Consider the following 14199-nt stretch of genomic DNA (forward strand, 5'->3'; position numbering starts at 1 on the left):
TTGTTATCAATGTGTTGTGAATTTTTTAACCCAGAAGCCGCTCCACGACGCGGGACGTATAATCCACAATCGGGATGACCCGGCCATAATTCAGCCGGGTGGGGCCGATGACGCCGATGGCGCCGATAATGCGGTCTTCGGACCGATACGGGGAAATAACCATCGACCATCCCGAATGGCTGAACATCTGGTTTTCGGTGCCGATGTAAATTTGAATGCCCTGCGCGCCGTGTGTGGCGGACAGCAGACGCATCATCGTTTCCTGTTCTTCTAGGGCCGAGAGCAGGATGCGGGCGTTTTCCAAATCCTCCACCGCGCGCACATCGTCCAGCAATTTGGATTGGCCGCGCACGATGATGACGCCGTTATTTGTATCCTGCATCGGCAGGGCGATGCCGTCGCGGACCAGACGTGTGGTAATGGCGTCCAACTGGGCGCGGTTTTCGGCAATCTCGCGCTCAATCAACAATCGCGCATCATTCAACGTGCGTCCGGCCAGACGGTCATTCAGATAGTTGGCGGCCATGGTCAACGCCGATGGCGTAATGTCGCGGTCAATGTCCATGACGCGGTTTTCGACCAGCCCGTCCTGCATCACCAGAACGACCAAGGCTTGCGTATCCTTCAACCGCACGAATTGAATCTGGCGGATGGGTTTGTCGGTTTTGGGGGCAATGACAATGCCCGCACTGCCCGACAGGCCAGAGATCATCGTGCTGGCCTGTTCCAAGATCTGGTTCACCGAACGGCCCGATGGCACGCAGGATGTTTCGATATATTGGCGTTCATCCGCGCTCAGATGCCCGACCTGCATCAACCCGTCGACGTAGAAGCGCAAACCCTGTTGCGTCGGCATCCGCCCGGCGGAGGTGTGGGGGGCGTAGAGCAGGCCCGCTTCCTCCAGGTCCGCCATGACATTGCGGATGGTGGCGGGGGAGATGCTAAGACCCAGATTCATATCCATATATTGGGCAATGGTCTTCGACCCCACCGGGTCGCCCCCGGCCAGGTAGGAATCCACTATATAGCGGAAGATATCGCGCGATCGTTGGTTCAGTTCCGGGATCATGGAGGGGATAATAATGTGTCCCTCTGGTATTGTCATCCCCGCGAAAGTCACCATTTTTCGTCATACCGGCGAAGGCCGGTATCCATCGGATAGGTCGTATGGACCCCGGCCTGCGCCGGGGTGACGGAGGGAGGGGAGATTGGGTGACAAAATGGCCCGAATATGGTTAAAGTGCCCTCCGTTTCACTATAAAAGGACCAAAAGAATGACCAGACCTTCCGGCCGGACCCCCGATTCATTGCGCGTTGTTGAAATTATCCCGAACGTGTCCAAACATGCCGAAGGGTCATGCATGGTCAAATTCGGTGATACGCATGTCCTGTGCACCGCGACGGTTGAGGAAAAGGTTCCCGGCTGGATGAAAAATTCCGGGGCCGGATGGGTGACCGCCGAATACGGCATGTTGCCGCGGTCGACATCCAGCCGTATGGACCGCGAAGCGGCCAAGGGCAAACAATCGGGCCGGACGCAGGAAATTCAGCGCCTGATCGGTCGCGCGTTGCGCGCAGTGGTGGATATGAAAGCACTGGGCGAACGTCAGGTGCGGATTGATTGCGACGTGATTCAGGCCGATGGCGGCACACGCACGGCGGCGATCACGGGCGGTTATGTCGCATTGTGGATGGCCTGTGAACATTTGACCCGCATTGGTGCCTTGAAACAATCCCCCATCACCGATTCCGTGGCGGCCATTTCGTGCGGCCTTTATAACGGCGTTGCGGTTCTGGATCTGGATTATATCGAAGATTCATCCGCTGATACGGATGCGAATTTCGTTATTACTGGACGCGGCGGCATCGTTGAAATTCAGGGCACAGCGGAAAAAGATCCGTTTACCGAAGATCAATTCATGGCGCTGCTGTCGCTGGCGAAGCAGGGATGCAACGATCTGAAAGCCCTACAACACGCGACGAAACAAGCGTTGAAGGCGGCGTAAACGCCATGGCTTTGCCAACAATCGAAAAGCTGATTATGGCCACGCATAATGCGGGCAAGGTTGCCGAAATCGGGGCGATGTTGGCTCCGCTCGGCATCCATGTTGTGTCGGCCGGGGAATTGGGCTTGCCCGAGCCGGACGAAACCGAAACCACGTTTGTGGGCAATGCGTTGCTGAAGGCCCATGCGGCGGCGAAGGCCACCAACCTTCCATGCCTGGCGGATGATAGCGGTTTGTGCGTGAATGCCCTGAACGGCGACCCCGGCGTGTATTCCGCGCGTTGGGCCGGACCGGGCAAGGATTTTGCCATAGCGATGCAAACCGTGCATGACAAACTGGGCGCGAATGATGATCGCTCCGCCTATTTTATCTGCGTTCTGGCGCTGGCCTATCCGGACGGGTCCGAATATGTGTTTGAAGGGCGTGTGAATGGCACGCTGGTCTGGCCTGCGCGTGGTGTGGGTGGGTTCGGCTATGACCCGATGTTCGTGCCGGATGGCGACACCCGCACTTTCGGTGAAATGAACCCGGCGGAAAAAAAGAAATACAGCCACCGCGCCATCGCCTTTGCTGCGCTGGTTGATGCGTTATGATGATCGTCCCGGATTCATCCGATCTGTTTGGTGTTTATATTCATTGGCCGTTCTGCGCGTCCAAATGCCCGTATTGCGATTTTAATTCCCATGTCCGTGAACGCATTGACCATGCCGATTGGCGCAATGCGCTGGTGCGGGAAATTGAACATTATGCGGGTCTGACGCGGGGGCGGCGCGTGACGTCCATTTTCTTTGGTGGCGGTACGCCGTCATTGATGGAACCGGAAACGGTGCAAGCCGCGATTGATGCGGTGGTGAAGAACTGGCACGTTGCCAACGATCTGGAAATCACGTTGGAAGCCAACCCGACCTCCATCGAAATTGAAAAATTCCGTGGGTTTAGATCCGCTGGCGTGAACCGTGTGTCGGTGGGCGTGCAATCGCTGCGCGATGATGATTTAAAATTTCTCGGGCGGTTTCATTCCGTTGAAAACGCGAAGGGCGCATTGGATATCGCGGCCAAGGTCTTTGACCGCTATACGTTCGATCTGATTTATGCGCGCCCCGGTATGACCGTGGATGCATGGCGCACGGAATTGGGTGAGGCGTTGGCCATGAATGGCGGGCATCTCTCCCTCTATCAACTGACCATTGAACCCGGCACGCCGTTTTTCACACGGCACCAACGCGGTGAATTTCAGATCCCGGATGAAGACACCGCCGCCGATCTGTATGAATTAACGCAAAGCATGATGGCCGATGCCGGATTGCCCGCCTACGAAGTTTCAAACCACGCCGTGCCGGGGCAGGAATCGTTCCATAACCTGACCTATTGGCGCTATGGCGATTATGTTGGTGTGGGGCCGGGGGCGCATGGGCGGTTGACGTTGGATGGTGTAAAAACCGCCACGCGCGCGCACCGCGCGCCGGAAATCTGGCTGGACCGGGTGCGTGATTCCGGGCACGGGTCACATGATTTTGAACCCGTTTTGCCGGAATCCCGATTGAATGAATGTGTGATGATGGGCTTGCGTCTGGACGAGGGTGTGCCCATCGCACGCATTGAACGCGAAAGCGGCATGGATTTTTCATCCGCCATCGACCCCGCCAAAATCACCGCCATGGTGGGCGAGGGGTATCTGATCCAAACCGATACCCACATCATCGCCACGCCCAGCGGGCGGCAGCGGTTGAATGCGTTGTTGGGCTACCTTCTGGCCTGATTACGGCTGTTTCATCAGGCTGGGCAGGGTGGTCATATCCGTGCCGTTCATCAACATCTGGCCTTCTTTGGTCAGTTCGATATCATAGGTGCGCACGGCGCGGCCCTTGGCATCGGTGCCCGGTTGTTGTTGTCCCACCATTTGCAACATGGTCAGTCCGGCCAGAACTTCACCCGCCTGTTTTTTAACCGCGGGGTCGGTGGCGGTTTCGGATTGTTTTTTCACTTCCGCGATCAGCTTGTCCATGCCCGCCACTTCAATCCGGGCCTTGCCCGTGGCGCTTAAAACACTTTGCATGTTGGCAATAACGTCACCGTTCATTTTTAAACCGTACAGGTCGTTGCCAAAGGTTGTGTCCTTAATATTCACCGACGTTCCCGCATTGGTCAAAAGTTGGGGGATCAGCATCAAGGCTTGCAGCCCGGCCAGTTCCGCACCGGCCCCGCCCGTCATGCTGCTCTTTAATGTGGAGCGACCCAGTTCGGTCAGTTCGTTATACGGGACTTTCTTAATCGTAATATCCACACGGCTTTCGGTTGGAATGGTTTCGGCCTGATCCAGTTTTGGTTCCGCCGTAAAGCCATTGTAATCCAGCGCCATGTTCAGGCTGACATCATTGCTGCGGAAACCCTTCATGCCAAAGGCGGCGCTGATGGTTTTCAGGCCGAATTTTTGGGCGGGCTCTTCGCCTTTGGCGGGCGCGTTCACTTGGAAATCATGCACGGAAAATTGCGTGCTCATGGAATCGCAGATATTGCCGATATAGGTCAGGACCAGATCATACATGCCCTGCACATGGCCCGCACTCGGCACGGCACCGGTGGTGGCCATGCTCTCGCTCATGGCGCTGATTTTGTCTTCGAAATCCTTGGCCATCGCGGGGGAAAAATCGGTGATTTCACCAATGGCGTCAATCTTGCCGATTTTTACAAAACCCGGCTCCTGCGGGCTTTCCACGGTGATGTTGCTGGCGGTGTAGTGGCTGGGGCCGGACCAATTGCCGTTGGCCCCTTGTTTCAAATTGATCCCGAAACGCGCCTCCGGCAGGGTGACGGTGACGTCGGGCGCATTCTTTTCGTCATAAACGGTCGTAACGATATTCTTATACTGGGCGTTCAACTGCACGAACGTGTTGATATCGGAATGCCAGACGCCGCTGAGGGCCTGATCATCAAATGTGACGCGGGCTTCGGGCTTTTTATTGGCCCCGATCATCGTCATCGGCTGGGGCAGGGCCCAAGTCATTTTCCACAAATTCGGCGCATCACCCGGTGTAATATTGGCGGTGATGGTGCCAATTTCAAAGACGCTGCCATCATCATATTGAATGCTGATATGCGGCAGGGTGGTGGCGTAATAATCGCCCGCGGGTTTGACGGTAATGTCACCCTTGGTCACCATGGTCATATCGCCATCGGCGTTGATGGTGTTTTTCTGATTATCCAGATAATTGGCAACCAGTTTTTTCACCGCATCTGCCCCGGCGGGGTCCACGGCGGCGGATGCCGGGGCCGTTGAAATCATCAAAACGCTCAACAGGGACAGGGAAAACAAACGCGCGGTCATCATGGGTGCGGACTCCGATGGATTGGGAAAAGGCGGGGGAAAGACTAGCAGAAAGGAAACCGTGCATATAGCCCGCGAAGGGGCTTTTTCGGCTGATAATCCCGGAAAATATCGTATATCAATAGAGATTATGACAGGGACGCGAACAAACACAGCCGTACGCACACCCGGGCGGATTCTGGCCGTTTTGGGGCCAACCAATACGGGAAAAACATACACGGCGATTGAACGGATGCTGACACACCATAGCGGTGTGATCGGGTTTCCGTTGCGCCTGCTGGCCCGCGAAAATTATGACCGTATTGTGGAGCGTAAGGGCGTGCAGGCCGTGGCCTTGGTCACGGGCGAGGAAAAAATCATTCCGCCCCATGCGCGCTATTATGTTTGCACCGTTGAATCCATGCCGGTGGATCAGAAATTTGATTTTTTGGCGGTCGATGAAATCCAACTGTGCGGCGACCCGGAACGCGGGTTTATTTTTACCGACCGCCTGTTGCGGTCACGTGGCATCGTCGAAACCATGTTCATGGGCGCGGAAACAATCCGCCCGTTGATGCAGGCGCTGATCCCCAATATCGAATTTGAAAGCCGCGCTCGCCTGTCGCAATTGACCTATCGCGGGTACAAAAAACTCACCCGCTTGCCAAAACGCACGGCGGTGGTGGCGTTTTCGGTGGATGATGTGTACGCCAATGCCGATTTGATCCGACGGCATCGCGGTGGTACGGCGGTGGTGCTGGGTGCGTTGTCCCCACGCACGCGGAACAAACAGGTTGAAATGTATCAATCTGGCGAGGTTGATTTTCTGGTCGCCACCGACGCCATCGGCATGGGGTTGAACATGGATATTCACCATGTCGCTTTGGCCGCCACGCGGAAGTTTGATGGCGCGCATATCCGGTCATTGGACAAGGCGGAGATCGCGCAAATCGCGGGCCGCGCCGGACGCCATGTGCGCGATGGCACGTTCGGAGTCACGGGCCCGGTGCCGGGGTTGGACCCGGATATGGTCGAGGCGATTGAACATCATATCTTCGATCCACTGCCCTTCATCTACTGGCGGAACGCCGATCTGGATTTTTCGACCATCCCGAATCTGCTCCGGTCGTTGGAGGTGGGGTCGGGGTCCAGCCTGCTGCAACGGGGCCGCCCGGCGGATGATTACGCCGCTTTGGCCCATCTGGCCCAGCGGGAGGGCATTTTACAGGCCGTTCAGGGGCCGGAGATGATCCAGCTCCTGTGGGAAGTCTGCCAGATCCCGGATTTTCGCAAAACCCTGTCCGAATCGCACCAAGCCTTTGTTGAACAGGTGTTTTTACACCTGAAAGGCCGGGGAACCCTGCCCGAAGACTGGGTGGAAACCCACATTTCCCGGCTGGATCGTGTGGATGGCGAGGTCGATTCCCTGATGGCCCGCATTGCACATATTCGCACCTGGACGTATATTACGCATAAATCGGAATGGCTGCAGAAAGCTGCCCCGTGGCAGGCACGAACACTGGCGATCGAAGATCGCCTGTCCGATGCCCTGCATGATTGTCTGACCCAGCGTTTTGTCGATCGCCGTTCGGCGGTGTTGATGCGCTCGCTGGAATCGGGTGGTCCTCTTCTGGCTGGTGTGCGGGGCGATGGCTCCGTCGTGGTCGAAGGGCACGAGGTCGGGCATTTACAGGCCTTCCGTTTTATTCCAGACGAAGCCGCCGGCGGATCAGACCGCAAGGCGGTGATGACAGCGGCGCGCAGCGCCCTGAAACCGGAAATAGAGAGAAGATTAAAGATTATGCTGAATTCCGTACCGAAACAATTTCGCCTGACCGATGATGGTCAAATTTTCTGGCAAAAGGATGCAACCAATCCGTTGCCGGGCGAAGCGGTCGCGCGCGTGCGCAAGGGCGCATCTCTGATGAAGCCGGATGTCGACGTGATCGACAGCGATTTGCTGCAGGGACAGGACAAGGTCGCGGTGACGGATCATATCCGTGAATGGCTGCACACGCACCATATCGCCACTGTGCTGGAGCCTTTGAAAGCGCTGGAAGCCGAAGATGACAAAATCAACGCATCCGTACGCGGTATTGCGTGGCAGGTGTATGAAGGGCTGGGCATCGTTCCGCGCGCACAGGTCGAAGAATTGATCGGCACACTGACCCCGGAAGATCGCGCGGCGCTGCGTGCACGCAAAATCCGTCTGGGTCCTGTTCTGGTGTTCCTGCCCGCGCTGAACAAACCGGCGGCGGTGCGCTTGCGTGCGTTGCTCTGGTCGTTGTGGCACGACAAAGCCTTGCCCGCCGATGTGCCGAATGACGGCATGGTGTCAAAAATTATTGATGAAGCCGCGATTGACCCGGTGTATTTCCGCTCCATCGGGTATCCGGTCTATGGCGGCCGCGTGATCCGCGTCGATATGCTGGATCGTTTGATCAGCGCGATTTACGATAACGCCGTGAAGGGTGAGTTTCAGGCCAAGCATGAGATGGCCGAATGGCTGGGTTGCTCCATCCCTGACCTGTACAAGGTTCTGGAATCAATGGGCCACAAAAAGGTCGAAGACAAACCGGCTCCGGTTGAAGTTTCTGCTGAAGTCCCGGCTGAGGCTCCTGCCGAAACGCCTGTGGTTGAGGTAACAGCGGAAGCGCTGATTGCCGAAGTCAAATCGGATGATACGGCAGAGGTAAAAACGGAAGAGGGCAAGGCCGAAGTGGCTGCGAAGCCGGTTCTGGCCACGTTCCGCTTGAAACGCGGCAAAGCCAATGAATCCCGTCCGCCCCGCCGCGAACATAACGAAAAACGTCCGCACGGCGACCGTAAACCGGGCGGTGAAAAGAAATTCGGCGATAAAAAACATAGCGATCGCAAGCCGTTCAATAAAGGCAAAGGCGGCAAGCCGGAACCGCGTGAACGCAAAGAATATGTGATTTCCGCCGAAGCCAAAACCAAGGCGGATTCACCGTTTGCAATCCTGCAGCAATTGAAATCCGGCGACGGCAAATAATGGTCGCACCAACCATCAAAACCCTCTTATGGGCGGCCACGATGGTTGCGGTTCTGGGCGTCGGCGCATCCGATGTCCGGGCCGAAGGCGCGCGGTTTTCCGGGGCCTATCTGCGCTACGTCTGTGGTGTTGATGGTGAGGGCAAGGAAGCGGTGCGCGGCGGTCATGCGGCGTGTCAGGCGTATATTTCCGGCGTGGTCGATTACCACAATCTGATGCTGTCCATGAAAATGGCACCCGAGGTGCGCTTCTGCCTGCCCGTGAATACATCGATGAACCGTTTGCATGCCGTTGTTTTGGCCTATCTCAATAAAAACCCGCAGCACGATACATTTGTCGCGGCCCCGGCGGTTGTGATGGCATTGTATGAATCGTTCCCCTGTGGCGGGAAGAAGAAAAAGTAATGTTCTCGCGTCGCCCGCAAAAACAATCATTTGATATACAACCTGATGAAAACGCGCGGTTTGTGCCGCGCGATTTTTACGACATCATTGTCCGCCGCTATCTTCCGGTGGTCAGCCTGACTTACATTGCCTCCATCATCGGCATCGCGTGGCGGGTCGATGGGTGGGGTGGGTTCCTGCATTATTTGTTCGAAGATTCCTTCGCCTATAACACGGCGTTGTGGATGGCGGTGTTTGTGTCTATTCCGGCCTTGTTCTGGATTTTCATTCGCGTGTCGGTGCGGTTTTCCGATTATGCCGATGTCTGGTACAAGGGCATGGCGGGCCTGTTATGCCTGACTTTGATCATCAGTTTGGTACTGTTCCCTGAATGGAACATGGTCACGGGCTTGCGCCTGCGCATGTTTATGGTCGCATCCATCCCGATGTTTTTCATCCAGTACTGGTTTTTCGTGCGCGGTGGTTTACCCGGCAGCGTGGCGTGGCCTCTGACGATTATCGCCAGCGTGTTGCTGATTTATGGCTTGGTGATTGTTTAAACCCTTGCTGTGGCATCCCCGCGAAAGCGGGGATCCATACGGAACGGCGGATAGCCCCCATGGATTCCCGTTTTCACGGGAATGCCCAACGGGGTGATGTTAACCACCCGCCCCGAACTGGTTCATAATCCACCCCAGCACCAGAATTTGCGGCACGGTCAGCAGCGGCAAAGACAGCGCAATCTTCCACGATTTCGTCATATCGCGCAGGACCATCATCTCGGTATAATCCGTCGATACCCCGGCCATCAGGAAGGCAAAGCCATTCCCCGGCGCGGCGGCGCGTGTGACTAGATCGGCCCCGATCGGTGTGGACCCTTCGGAACACACCTCAATCAACGTCGTGGCGAGCAGGGTCAGGAACAAACCGGCAATGGTCGGGCCAAACCATGTGGCGAATGTATCCATCGGCACAAAGGTGCGGATCAACGCGGCCAGAACAATACCGAACGCCAGCCACCGCAAAACCATTTTCCCGTCAATCCAGCCATGGCGCAAAACATCCACGGCAAAGGCGCGGGTGAATTTAAAATGTTTCAAACGCGCTTTGGCATCCGCCATCATGTTAAACCCGTCCGGCAATTCCGTTTTATGCGGGTTCTCCGGCAAAACACCCGCGCGGGTCAGGGCGAGATACATAAAGCCCGTTACAATCGCGATGACGGCAGAGGCCGCGATAAACACCAAGGTCCATTTCACCCCAATCATGGCCAGCAGGATCAGTGTCAGTGAGAACGAGTTCCACGGGCTGGCGATCAGGAAGGTCATGACCTGCCCCAAACTGGCCCCGCGTTCATACAATTTCGCGCCCACCATCAAAATACCGTGGGAGCAGAGGTCGAGCAGCAACCCGGCGGCGGCGGCACGGAAAATGCCACCCACGCTGTCGCCACGGCCCAGCATGGCGGTGAAATATTCACGCGGTACACGGCTCATCAAACCAACGGCGACCAAGCCCAGAATAACACCCCACCACATCATGCTGGCCAGTTCGAGAACCGAATGGCCAAAATGGTGAATCAATGGTGCATCAATGCTCAGGCTGTTACAGATCAGGTGCGCGGATATACCGCCCACGATAATCGTGCCAGACCCCCAGAGCAGGTAATCCGGCCGTTGTTTATCCGACGGCATGGCGCAGCACCCGGCGGTGTCAATCGGGGCCGGAGGCGCGGTTTCAAATACATCTTTGCCGGAGCAACAATTTTTCATGATTTAATCCAGTTCAAAACGCTTAAACAAGTCTTTGATTTCTTCGATCATTGTCGCGGCTTCGTCTTTGTCGCCGCTGGCAATCGTTCCGGCGACACAGGAATGCAAATGCCGCTCCAGAATATTGGCTTCGATGGTTTTGATCGCGGCGCGAATGGCGCGCAATTGCGTGATGATGTCGGGGCAATACCGCTCTTCGACAATCATCTTCTTCACCCCTTCGACCTGTCCGGCAATACGGTTCAGGCGCGGAATCTGGTCCGTGTGGGCGGCGTGTTCGTGGGGATGGGCGGCATCACTCATTGGTTCTCTCCCTATGCCCTTATTATATACCCTCTGGGGGTATATCGGTCAAGTACCCCCGGAGGGTATATAATAAGGCATATGAAGGCACAAAAAGCCCCCGGTTTTGCGCCGGGGGCTTTTGAAGGGATTATGCGCCGTGGTCTATTTCATGAAATGAATGACCGTACGGCGGTTTTGCGGTTCGCGAACATTATCTTCCGTGGGCACTTTCAGGTCGTTTTGACCGTGTGCCTCCAGATCCATGGCCGTGTTCGGAATGCCGCGTTTGGTAAGCGCAGCAGACACCGCCATAGCCCGGTTGGCTGATAACTGATCGTTATAAGCGGGGGTACCGGATGTGTCCGTGTAACCCGCAACCACAACGCCACTGGGTTGATACAACGCAATGTCGGACGCGGCTTTATCAACCATGGCATGGGCTTGCAGATCCAGAGCCGTGCTGTCCAGCGGGAAGAAAATTTCATAGCTGGACACGACTTGCGGCACAGGGGCCGGTGTCGGAGCCGGCGGCGGTGGTGGATCTGGGATTGCTACGCGGTGATACAGCTTACAATCCACGTACATTACCTCTGCCGGTAATGTGCGGTAATTTTGGCATGGTTCACGTTCTTCATAATCTTTGTAGATGCGCAACATGCCACGTTCTTTTTCGGAAACGCTTTGCAGATATTGGTAATCAACGCGCTTCCATTCATACCCGGCCGCATTGGCCGCCGTCGATGCCAACAGCATCACAGCCACCACGCCGGGCAAAATATACGCTGGTCTAAACATTTTTTTGTCCTTTCGATCTTCGGTGTACACCTGATATCGACCATTAAGGGTAGTACGTTCAGTCTATAGGGAAACCTTAAGGATAATATTTCGAGGGATAGGTTTCTTGCGTGACCGTTGCATTTTTCACACGGTGAGGCGAATGGCGCAGAAATCTGCGGCATTCGGTGGTCATGTTGTGATGGCTTGAATTTGTTTCAAATGTTTGTGAATGCGCTTGTAATGCGCATTTTTTGATGGGCCTATATTTGACCCATCAACATCAGAACAAGAAGGACGATGAGAGCAAGGCCCAAACCGCTGCTGGGGTACACACCCCAATTGCGGCTGTGAGGCCAGCTTGGCAAAGCGCCAATCACCATCAACAATAAGACAATGATCAATAATGTTGTGAGGCTCATAATAATTCCTTTCTACCGCTACGATGAGAAACGGTTACTATTTTCTCCAGACGGGTTTCCCAAGATCAATGTCATCTTCGTCCGTCAGGCCACCAGCCGCTGCGCCGACAGCACCACCAATGACAGCCCCGGTCAGCGCACTGCCACCGGTTACGGAACTACCAACCGCACCAACGCCCGCGCCAATGGCACCGCCGCTGATCGCGCGGTCTGATGTCGATGTTCCGCAAGCAGAAAGTATGATCACAAGTCCCGAATAAATGATGAGACGTAACATATTAGGCCTCCTCTGGTTCTGGGTTTGAATGGTTTGTGTACACCAACGCACAGAGCCATGCTTTCGTTCCATACGCGAAAGCGGCAACACCGATCAAATTCGGCATTGCAAATTCATGTTCAACAAAAAGGGGGCAATATTGTCGGTGCGGCCAATACGGTCGCGCATGAACCAACGATGGTGTCAGTTATTTATATAGGGCGAAATGGATGCGTATGAACAACGCGGTGCGGCGCCAACATTTTCGCGGAAAGATGCAATAAAAAAGCCCCCAAACGGGGGCTTTTTTATAAATGGTCGGGGCGAGAGGATTCGAACCTCCGGCCTCTACGTCCCGAACGTAGCGCTCTACCAAGCTGAGCTACGCCCCGATCCAAGCAAGGCCAGAGAGGTAGCGTAAATCGGGGCGGGCTGTCAATTGGCTTATTGAAAAACAGGGCAAAAAGGCCATGAAAAAACCCCCTGATCCGGGGGTTTCATCGGTTTTCGCTGTATGGCGGGCTTAGCGTTTCAGCTGATACACGAAATAAGAGCCGCTGCGGTTGTCCTGCGGGACGGAGCATGTGCCGGCGTCACGATCAACCGGGAACGCTTTTTCCGTGCCTTCGCGGAGCAGGGCGCCATCAAATGCGCTGATAATCTGCACCGGGTATTTGGCGTCGTTGTCGATCTGGCAGAAGGCTTTGTCGGCGGATACATCGCTGTCGCCACAGGCCACAAGGCCGCAGGCCAAAGCAAAGACGGAAGCCGCGCCGATCAATTTGTTGTTTGCACTCATAATACGCACCCTCGGTTGGAAATTTTGTTTAACATAATACAGATTTTTCCGCACTGCAAGCGTTTTTATAGGCTTTCGTGGGCTCCGGCCATAAAAAACGTTGAAAATCTGCGGTTTATAGCCCTTGGCATAGGGGGAGGGCTTGGGGAGCGGATTTTAAGGTTTGGGTAACTTAATGGGCCTATATTTATGTAAATTTTGACAATCCTCTCTGCGTAAGTGAGTGCCCATGGAAAAAGACGAGAAAGACCAATCCCCTGCGCCGGCCAGCCCTCCGGTCTCCACCGGCCCGCTGCAAATGCCGATCTCGCCGAGTGGCAACGTCACATTACAATTTGAAGAATCGCAGGTGTCTGTCGGTCCGAAGGGCGATGGTGTGCGTGTCGGCCTTAACGGCGACAATGCGCCGGAAGTTTTTTACCAACGCGGTGGCGCGGATGGCAAACTCGCGCAGGGTGGTGTGCTGATTGGCACGACGGGTGATTTCAATTCATCGATCAGCCTGTCCAACGACCCGTTTGAACATCATGCCGAATCCGAAACATTGGTGGGGGCGCGTCTGTCCGATGAAACATTTCTGGGCAGGGCGTTCCGCGCATCGGCCACGGCGGGCGTCACAGTGGATGGCACGGCGCACGCCAGCGCCAATATTCGCAAAACCCATGACGATTTTCTGGGTGTGGATGCCGCCGTTGCATCCAGCGCGGCGCAAGTGTCGCTGACAGAAAAAGATGGCGTGCGTGTCGATGTGCGTGAAGGAGCGCAATACCAATTCAAAACCCCATGGGATACAAAAGCCGAAGCAACCGTTGCGGCACAGGCGACGTTCAGCGAACGGCGTGGCACGTCCTATACCGCATCCACCGATCTGGATGTGCGTCTGGGCAAGGAGGGCCGGATGGAAAAACTGTCTGCCGTTTTTGGGGCCAGCGCCGGATCAGAAGGCGTGGGCGCGCGGGCGGGTGTGTACCACGATGTGGGCCCGGGCCGTGCGGGGCTGGAGGTCGAGCAGAACAAAGACCACGGCACGACCGTGGGGTTCGCGATCAAGGCCGGGTTCTAGGGGCTATTCAATATTGATCATGCACCAAAAATATTGTCATGCCCGCGAAGGCGGGCATCCGGCACAATAACGTGCGCGGCGTTGCCGCGCGCATAACCGGATCCCCGCCGTTTAAGCCCCGC

Annotated in this window: 15 protein-coding genes and 1 tRNA gene; 7 read left to right on the forward strand and 9 right to left on the reverse strand. The window is 55.7% G+C overall.

Going from position 1 to position 14199, the window contains the following annotated elements; genetic code table 11:
- Positions 1-25 precede the first annotated feature (25 nt).
- The gene (gene hrcA / locus ACSC94_RS01530; protein ID WP_435642136.1) at positions 26-1069 is read right to left on the reverse strand and encodes a heat-inducible transcriptional repressor HrcA; all 1044 of its coding nucleotides are present in this window, start codon (positions 1067-1069) and stop codon (positions 26-28) included.
- A 205-nt stretch (positions 1070-1274) separates the two neighbouring features.
- Between hrcA and rph the strand changes: the two genes are divergently transcribed.
- Genes rph through hemW form a run of 3 tightly spaced genes read left to right on the forward strand, consistent with a single transcriptional unit; the run spans position 1275 to position 3765 of the window.
- Positions 1275-2006 carry a ribonuclease PH gene (gene rph, locus ACSC94_RS01535; RefSeq protein WP_435641313.1) on the forward strand — a complete coding sequence of 244 codons (732 nt, stop codon included), beginning with the start codon at positions 1275-1277 and terminating at the stop codon, positions 2004-2006.
- Between the two features lie 5 nt (positions 2007-2011).
- Positions 2012-2599 carry an RdgB/HAM1 family non-canonical purine NTP pyrophosphatase gene (gene rdgB, locus ACSC94_RS01540; protein WP_435641314.1) on the forward strand — a complete coding sequence of 196 codons (588 nt, stop codon included), beginning with the start codon at positions 2012-2014 and terminating at the stop codon, positions 2597-2599.
- Positions 2596-3765 (forward strand): radical SAM family heme chaperone HemW, encoded by a 1170-nt coding sequence (gene hemW / locus ACSC94_RS01545; RefSeq protein ID WP_435641315.1) that lies wholly within the window; start codon positions 2596-2598, stop codon positions 3763-3765. Before rdgB ends, hemW begins: the two co-directional genes overlap by 4 nt.
- Here the strand turns inward: hemW and ACSC94_RS01550 are convergent, their stop codons facing one another.
- Positions 3766-5334 carry a hypothetical protein gene (locus tag ACSC94_RS01550; protein ID WP_435641316.1) on the reverse strand — a complete coding sequence of 523 codons (1569 nt, stop codon included), beginning with the start codon at positions 5332-5334 and terminating at the stop codon, positions 3766-3768. It abuts the gene before it with no gap.
- 58 nt (positions 5335-5392) lie between these two features.
- Between ACSC94_RS01550 and ACSC94_RS01555 the strand changes: the two genes are divergently transcribed.
- From ACSC94_RS01555 to ACSC94_RS01565, 3 genes are read left to right on the forward strand one after another with little or no spacing between them, the layout of a single operon-like run.
- Positions 5393-8323: a helicase-related protein gene (locus ACSC94_RS01555; RefSeq protein ID WP_435641317.1), complete on the forward strand. Its 2931-nt coding sequence runs from the start codon at positions 5393-5395 to the stop codon at positions 8321-8323.
- Positions 8323-8727 carry a Rap1a/Tai family immunity protein gene (locus ACSC94_RS01560; RefSeq protein ID WP_435641318.1) on the forward strand — a complete coding sequence of 135 codons (405 nt, stop codon included), beginning with the start codon at positions 8323-8325 and terminating at the stop codon, positions 8725-8727. Before ACSC94_RS01555 ends, ACSC94_RS01560 begins: the two co-directional genes overlap by 1 nt.
- Positions 8727-9266, forward strand: coding sequence for a hypothetical protein (locus tag ACSC94_RS01565; protein WP_435641319.1), 540 nt, complete (start codon positions 8727-8729; stop codon positions 9264-9266). The genes ACSC94_RS01560 and ACSC94_RS01565 overlap by 1 nt, the downstream gene beginning before the upstream one ends.
- Positions 9267-9365: 99 nt before the next feature.
- Here the strand turns inward: ACSC94_RS01565 and ACSC94_RS01570 are convergent, their stop codons facing one another.
- The 7 genes from ACSC94_RS01570 to ACSC94_RS01600 form a co-directional block, all read right to left on the reverse strand.
- Positions 9366-10478: a permease gene (locus tag ACSC94_RS01570; RefSeq protein ID WP_435641320.1), complete on the reverse strand. Its 1113-nt coding sequence runs from the start codon at positions 10476-10478 to the stop codon at positions 9366-9368.
- Between the two features lie 3 nt (positions 10479-10481).
- The gene (locus ACSC94_RS01575) at positions 10482-10781 is read right to left on the reverse strand and encodes a metal-sensitive transcriptional regulator (protein WP_435641321.1); all 300 of its coding nucleotides are present in this window, start codon (positions 10779-10781) and stop codon (positions 10482-10484) included.
- A gap of 144 nt (positions 10782-10925) precedes the next feature.
- On the reverse strand, positions 10926-11558 hold the full coding sequence (locus ACSC94_RS01580) for an OmpA family protein (RefSeq protein WP_435641322.1): 633 nt from the start codon (positions 11556-11558) through the stop codon (positions 10926-10928).
- A 242-nt stretch (positions 11559-11800) separates the two neighbouring features.
- Entirely contained in the window at positions 11801-11959 is a 159-nt protein-coding gene (locus ACSC94_RS01585) for a DUF3309 family protein (RefSeq protein ID WP_435641323.1), read from the reverse strand.
- 37 nt (positions 11960-11996) lie between these two features.
- Positions 11997-12236, reverse strand: coding sequence for a YMGG-like glycine zipper-containing protein (locus tag ACSC94_RS01590; RefSeq protein WP_435641324.1), 240 nt, complete (start codon positions 12234-12236; stop codon positions 11997-11999).
- 294 nt (positions 12237-12530) lie between these two features.
- Positions 12531-12607: transfer RNA gene (locus ACSC94_RS01595), tRNA-Pro, on the reverse strand.
- A gap of 131 nt (positions 12608-12738) precedes the next feature.
- Positions 12739-13014: a hypothetical protein gene (locus ACSC94_RS01600; RefSeq protein WP_435641325.1), complete on the reverse strand. Its 276-nt coding sequence runs from the start codon at positions 13012-13014 to the stop codon at positions 12739-12741.
- Between the two features lie 229 nt (positions 13015-13243).
- Here ACSC94_RS01600 and ACSC94_RS01605 point away from each other — a divergent pair, with 229 nt between their 5' ends.
- Entirely contained in the window at positions 13244-14077 is an 834-nt protein-coding gene (locus tag ACSC94_RS01605) for a hypothetical protein (protein WP_435641326.1), read from the forward strand.
- Positions 14078-14199 lie beyond the last annotated feature (122 nt).

The sequence above is a fragment of the Micavibrio aeruginosavorus genome, assembly GCF_051245535.1.
Taxonomy (GTDB): domain Bacteria; phylum Pseudomonadota; class Alphaproteobacteria; order Micavibrionales; family Micavibrionaceae; genus Micavibrio; species Micavibrio aeruginosavorus_D.

Excerpts from the sequence above, each read along its gene's own strand:
- hrcA (WP_435642136.1), bottom strand. The coding sequence starts at position 1,069 with ATGATCCCGGAACTGAACCAACGATCGCGCGATATCTTCCGCTATATA.
- rph (WP_435641313.1), top strand. The coding sequence starts at position 1,275 with ATGACCAGACCTTCCGGCCGGACCCCCGATTCATTGCGCGTTGTTGAA.
- rdgB (WP_435641314.1), top strand. The coding sequence starts at position 2,012 with ATGGCTTTGCCAACAATCGAAAAGCTGATTATGGCCACGCATAATGCG.
- hemW (WP_435641315.1), top strand. The coding sequence starts at position 2,596 with ATGATGATCGTCCCGGATTCATCCGATCTGTTTGGTGTTTATATTCAT.
- ACSC94_RS01550 (WP_435641316.1), bottom strand. The coding sequence starts at position 5,334 with ATGATGACCGCGCGTTTGTTTTCCCTGTCCCTGTTGAGCGTTTTGATG.
- ACSC94_RS01560 (WP_435641318.1), top strand. The coding sequence starts at position 8,323 with ATGGTCGCACCAACCATCAAAACCCTCTTATGGGCGGCCACGATGGTT.
- ACSC94_RS01565 (WP_435641319.1), top strand. The coding sequence starts at position 8,727 with ATGTTCTCGCGTCGCCCGCAAAAACAATCATTTGATATACAACCTGAT.
- ACSC94_RS01570 (WP_435641320.1), bottom strand. The coding sequence starts at position 10,478 with ATGAAAAATTGTTGCTCCGGCAAAGATGTATTTGAAACCGCGCCTCCG.
- ACSC94_RS01575 (WP_435641321.1), bottom strand. The coding sequence starts at position 10,781 with ATGAGTGATGCCGCCCATCCCCACGAACACGCCGCCCACACGGACCAG.
- ACSC94_RS01580 (WP_435641322.1), bottom strand. The coding sequence starts at position 11,558 with ATGTTTAGACCAGCGTATATTTTGCCCGGCGTGGTGGCTGTGATGCTG.
- ACSC94_RS01585 (WP_435641323.1), bottom strand. The coding sequence starts at position 11,959 with ATGAGCCTCACAACATTATTGATCATTGTCTTATTGTTGATGGTGATT.
- ACSC94_RS01590 (WP_435641324.1), bottom strand. The coding sequence starts at position 12,236 with ATGTTACGTCTCATCATTTATTCGGGACTTGTGATCATACTTTCTGCT.
- ACSC94_RS01600 (WP_435641325.1), bottom strand. The coding sequence starts at position 13,014 with ATGAGTGCAAACAACAAATTGATCGGCGCGGCTTCCGTCTTTGCTTTG.
- ACSC94_RS01605 (WP_435641326.1), top strand. The coding sequence starts at position 13,244 with ATGGAAAAAGACGAGAAAGACCAATCCCCTGCGCCGGCCAGCCCTCCG.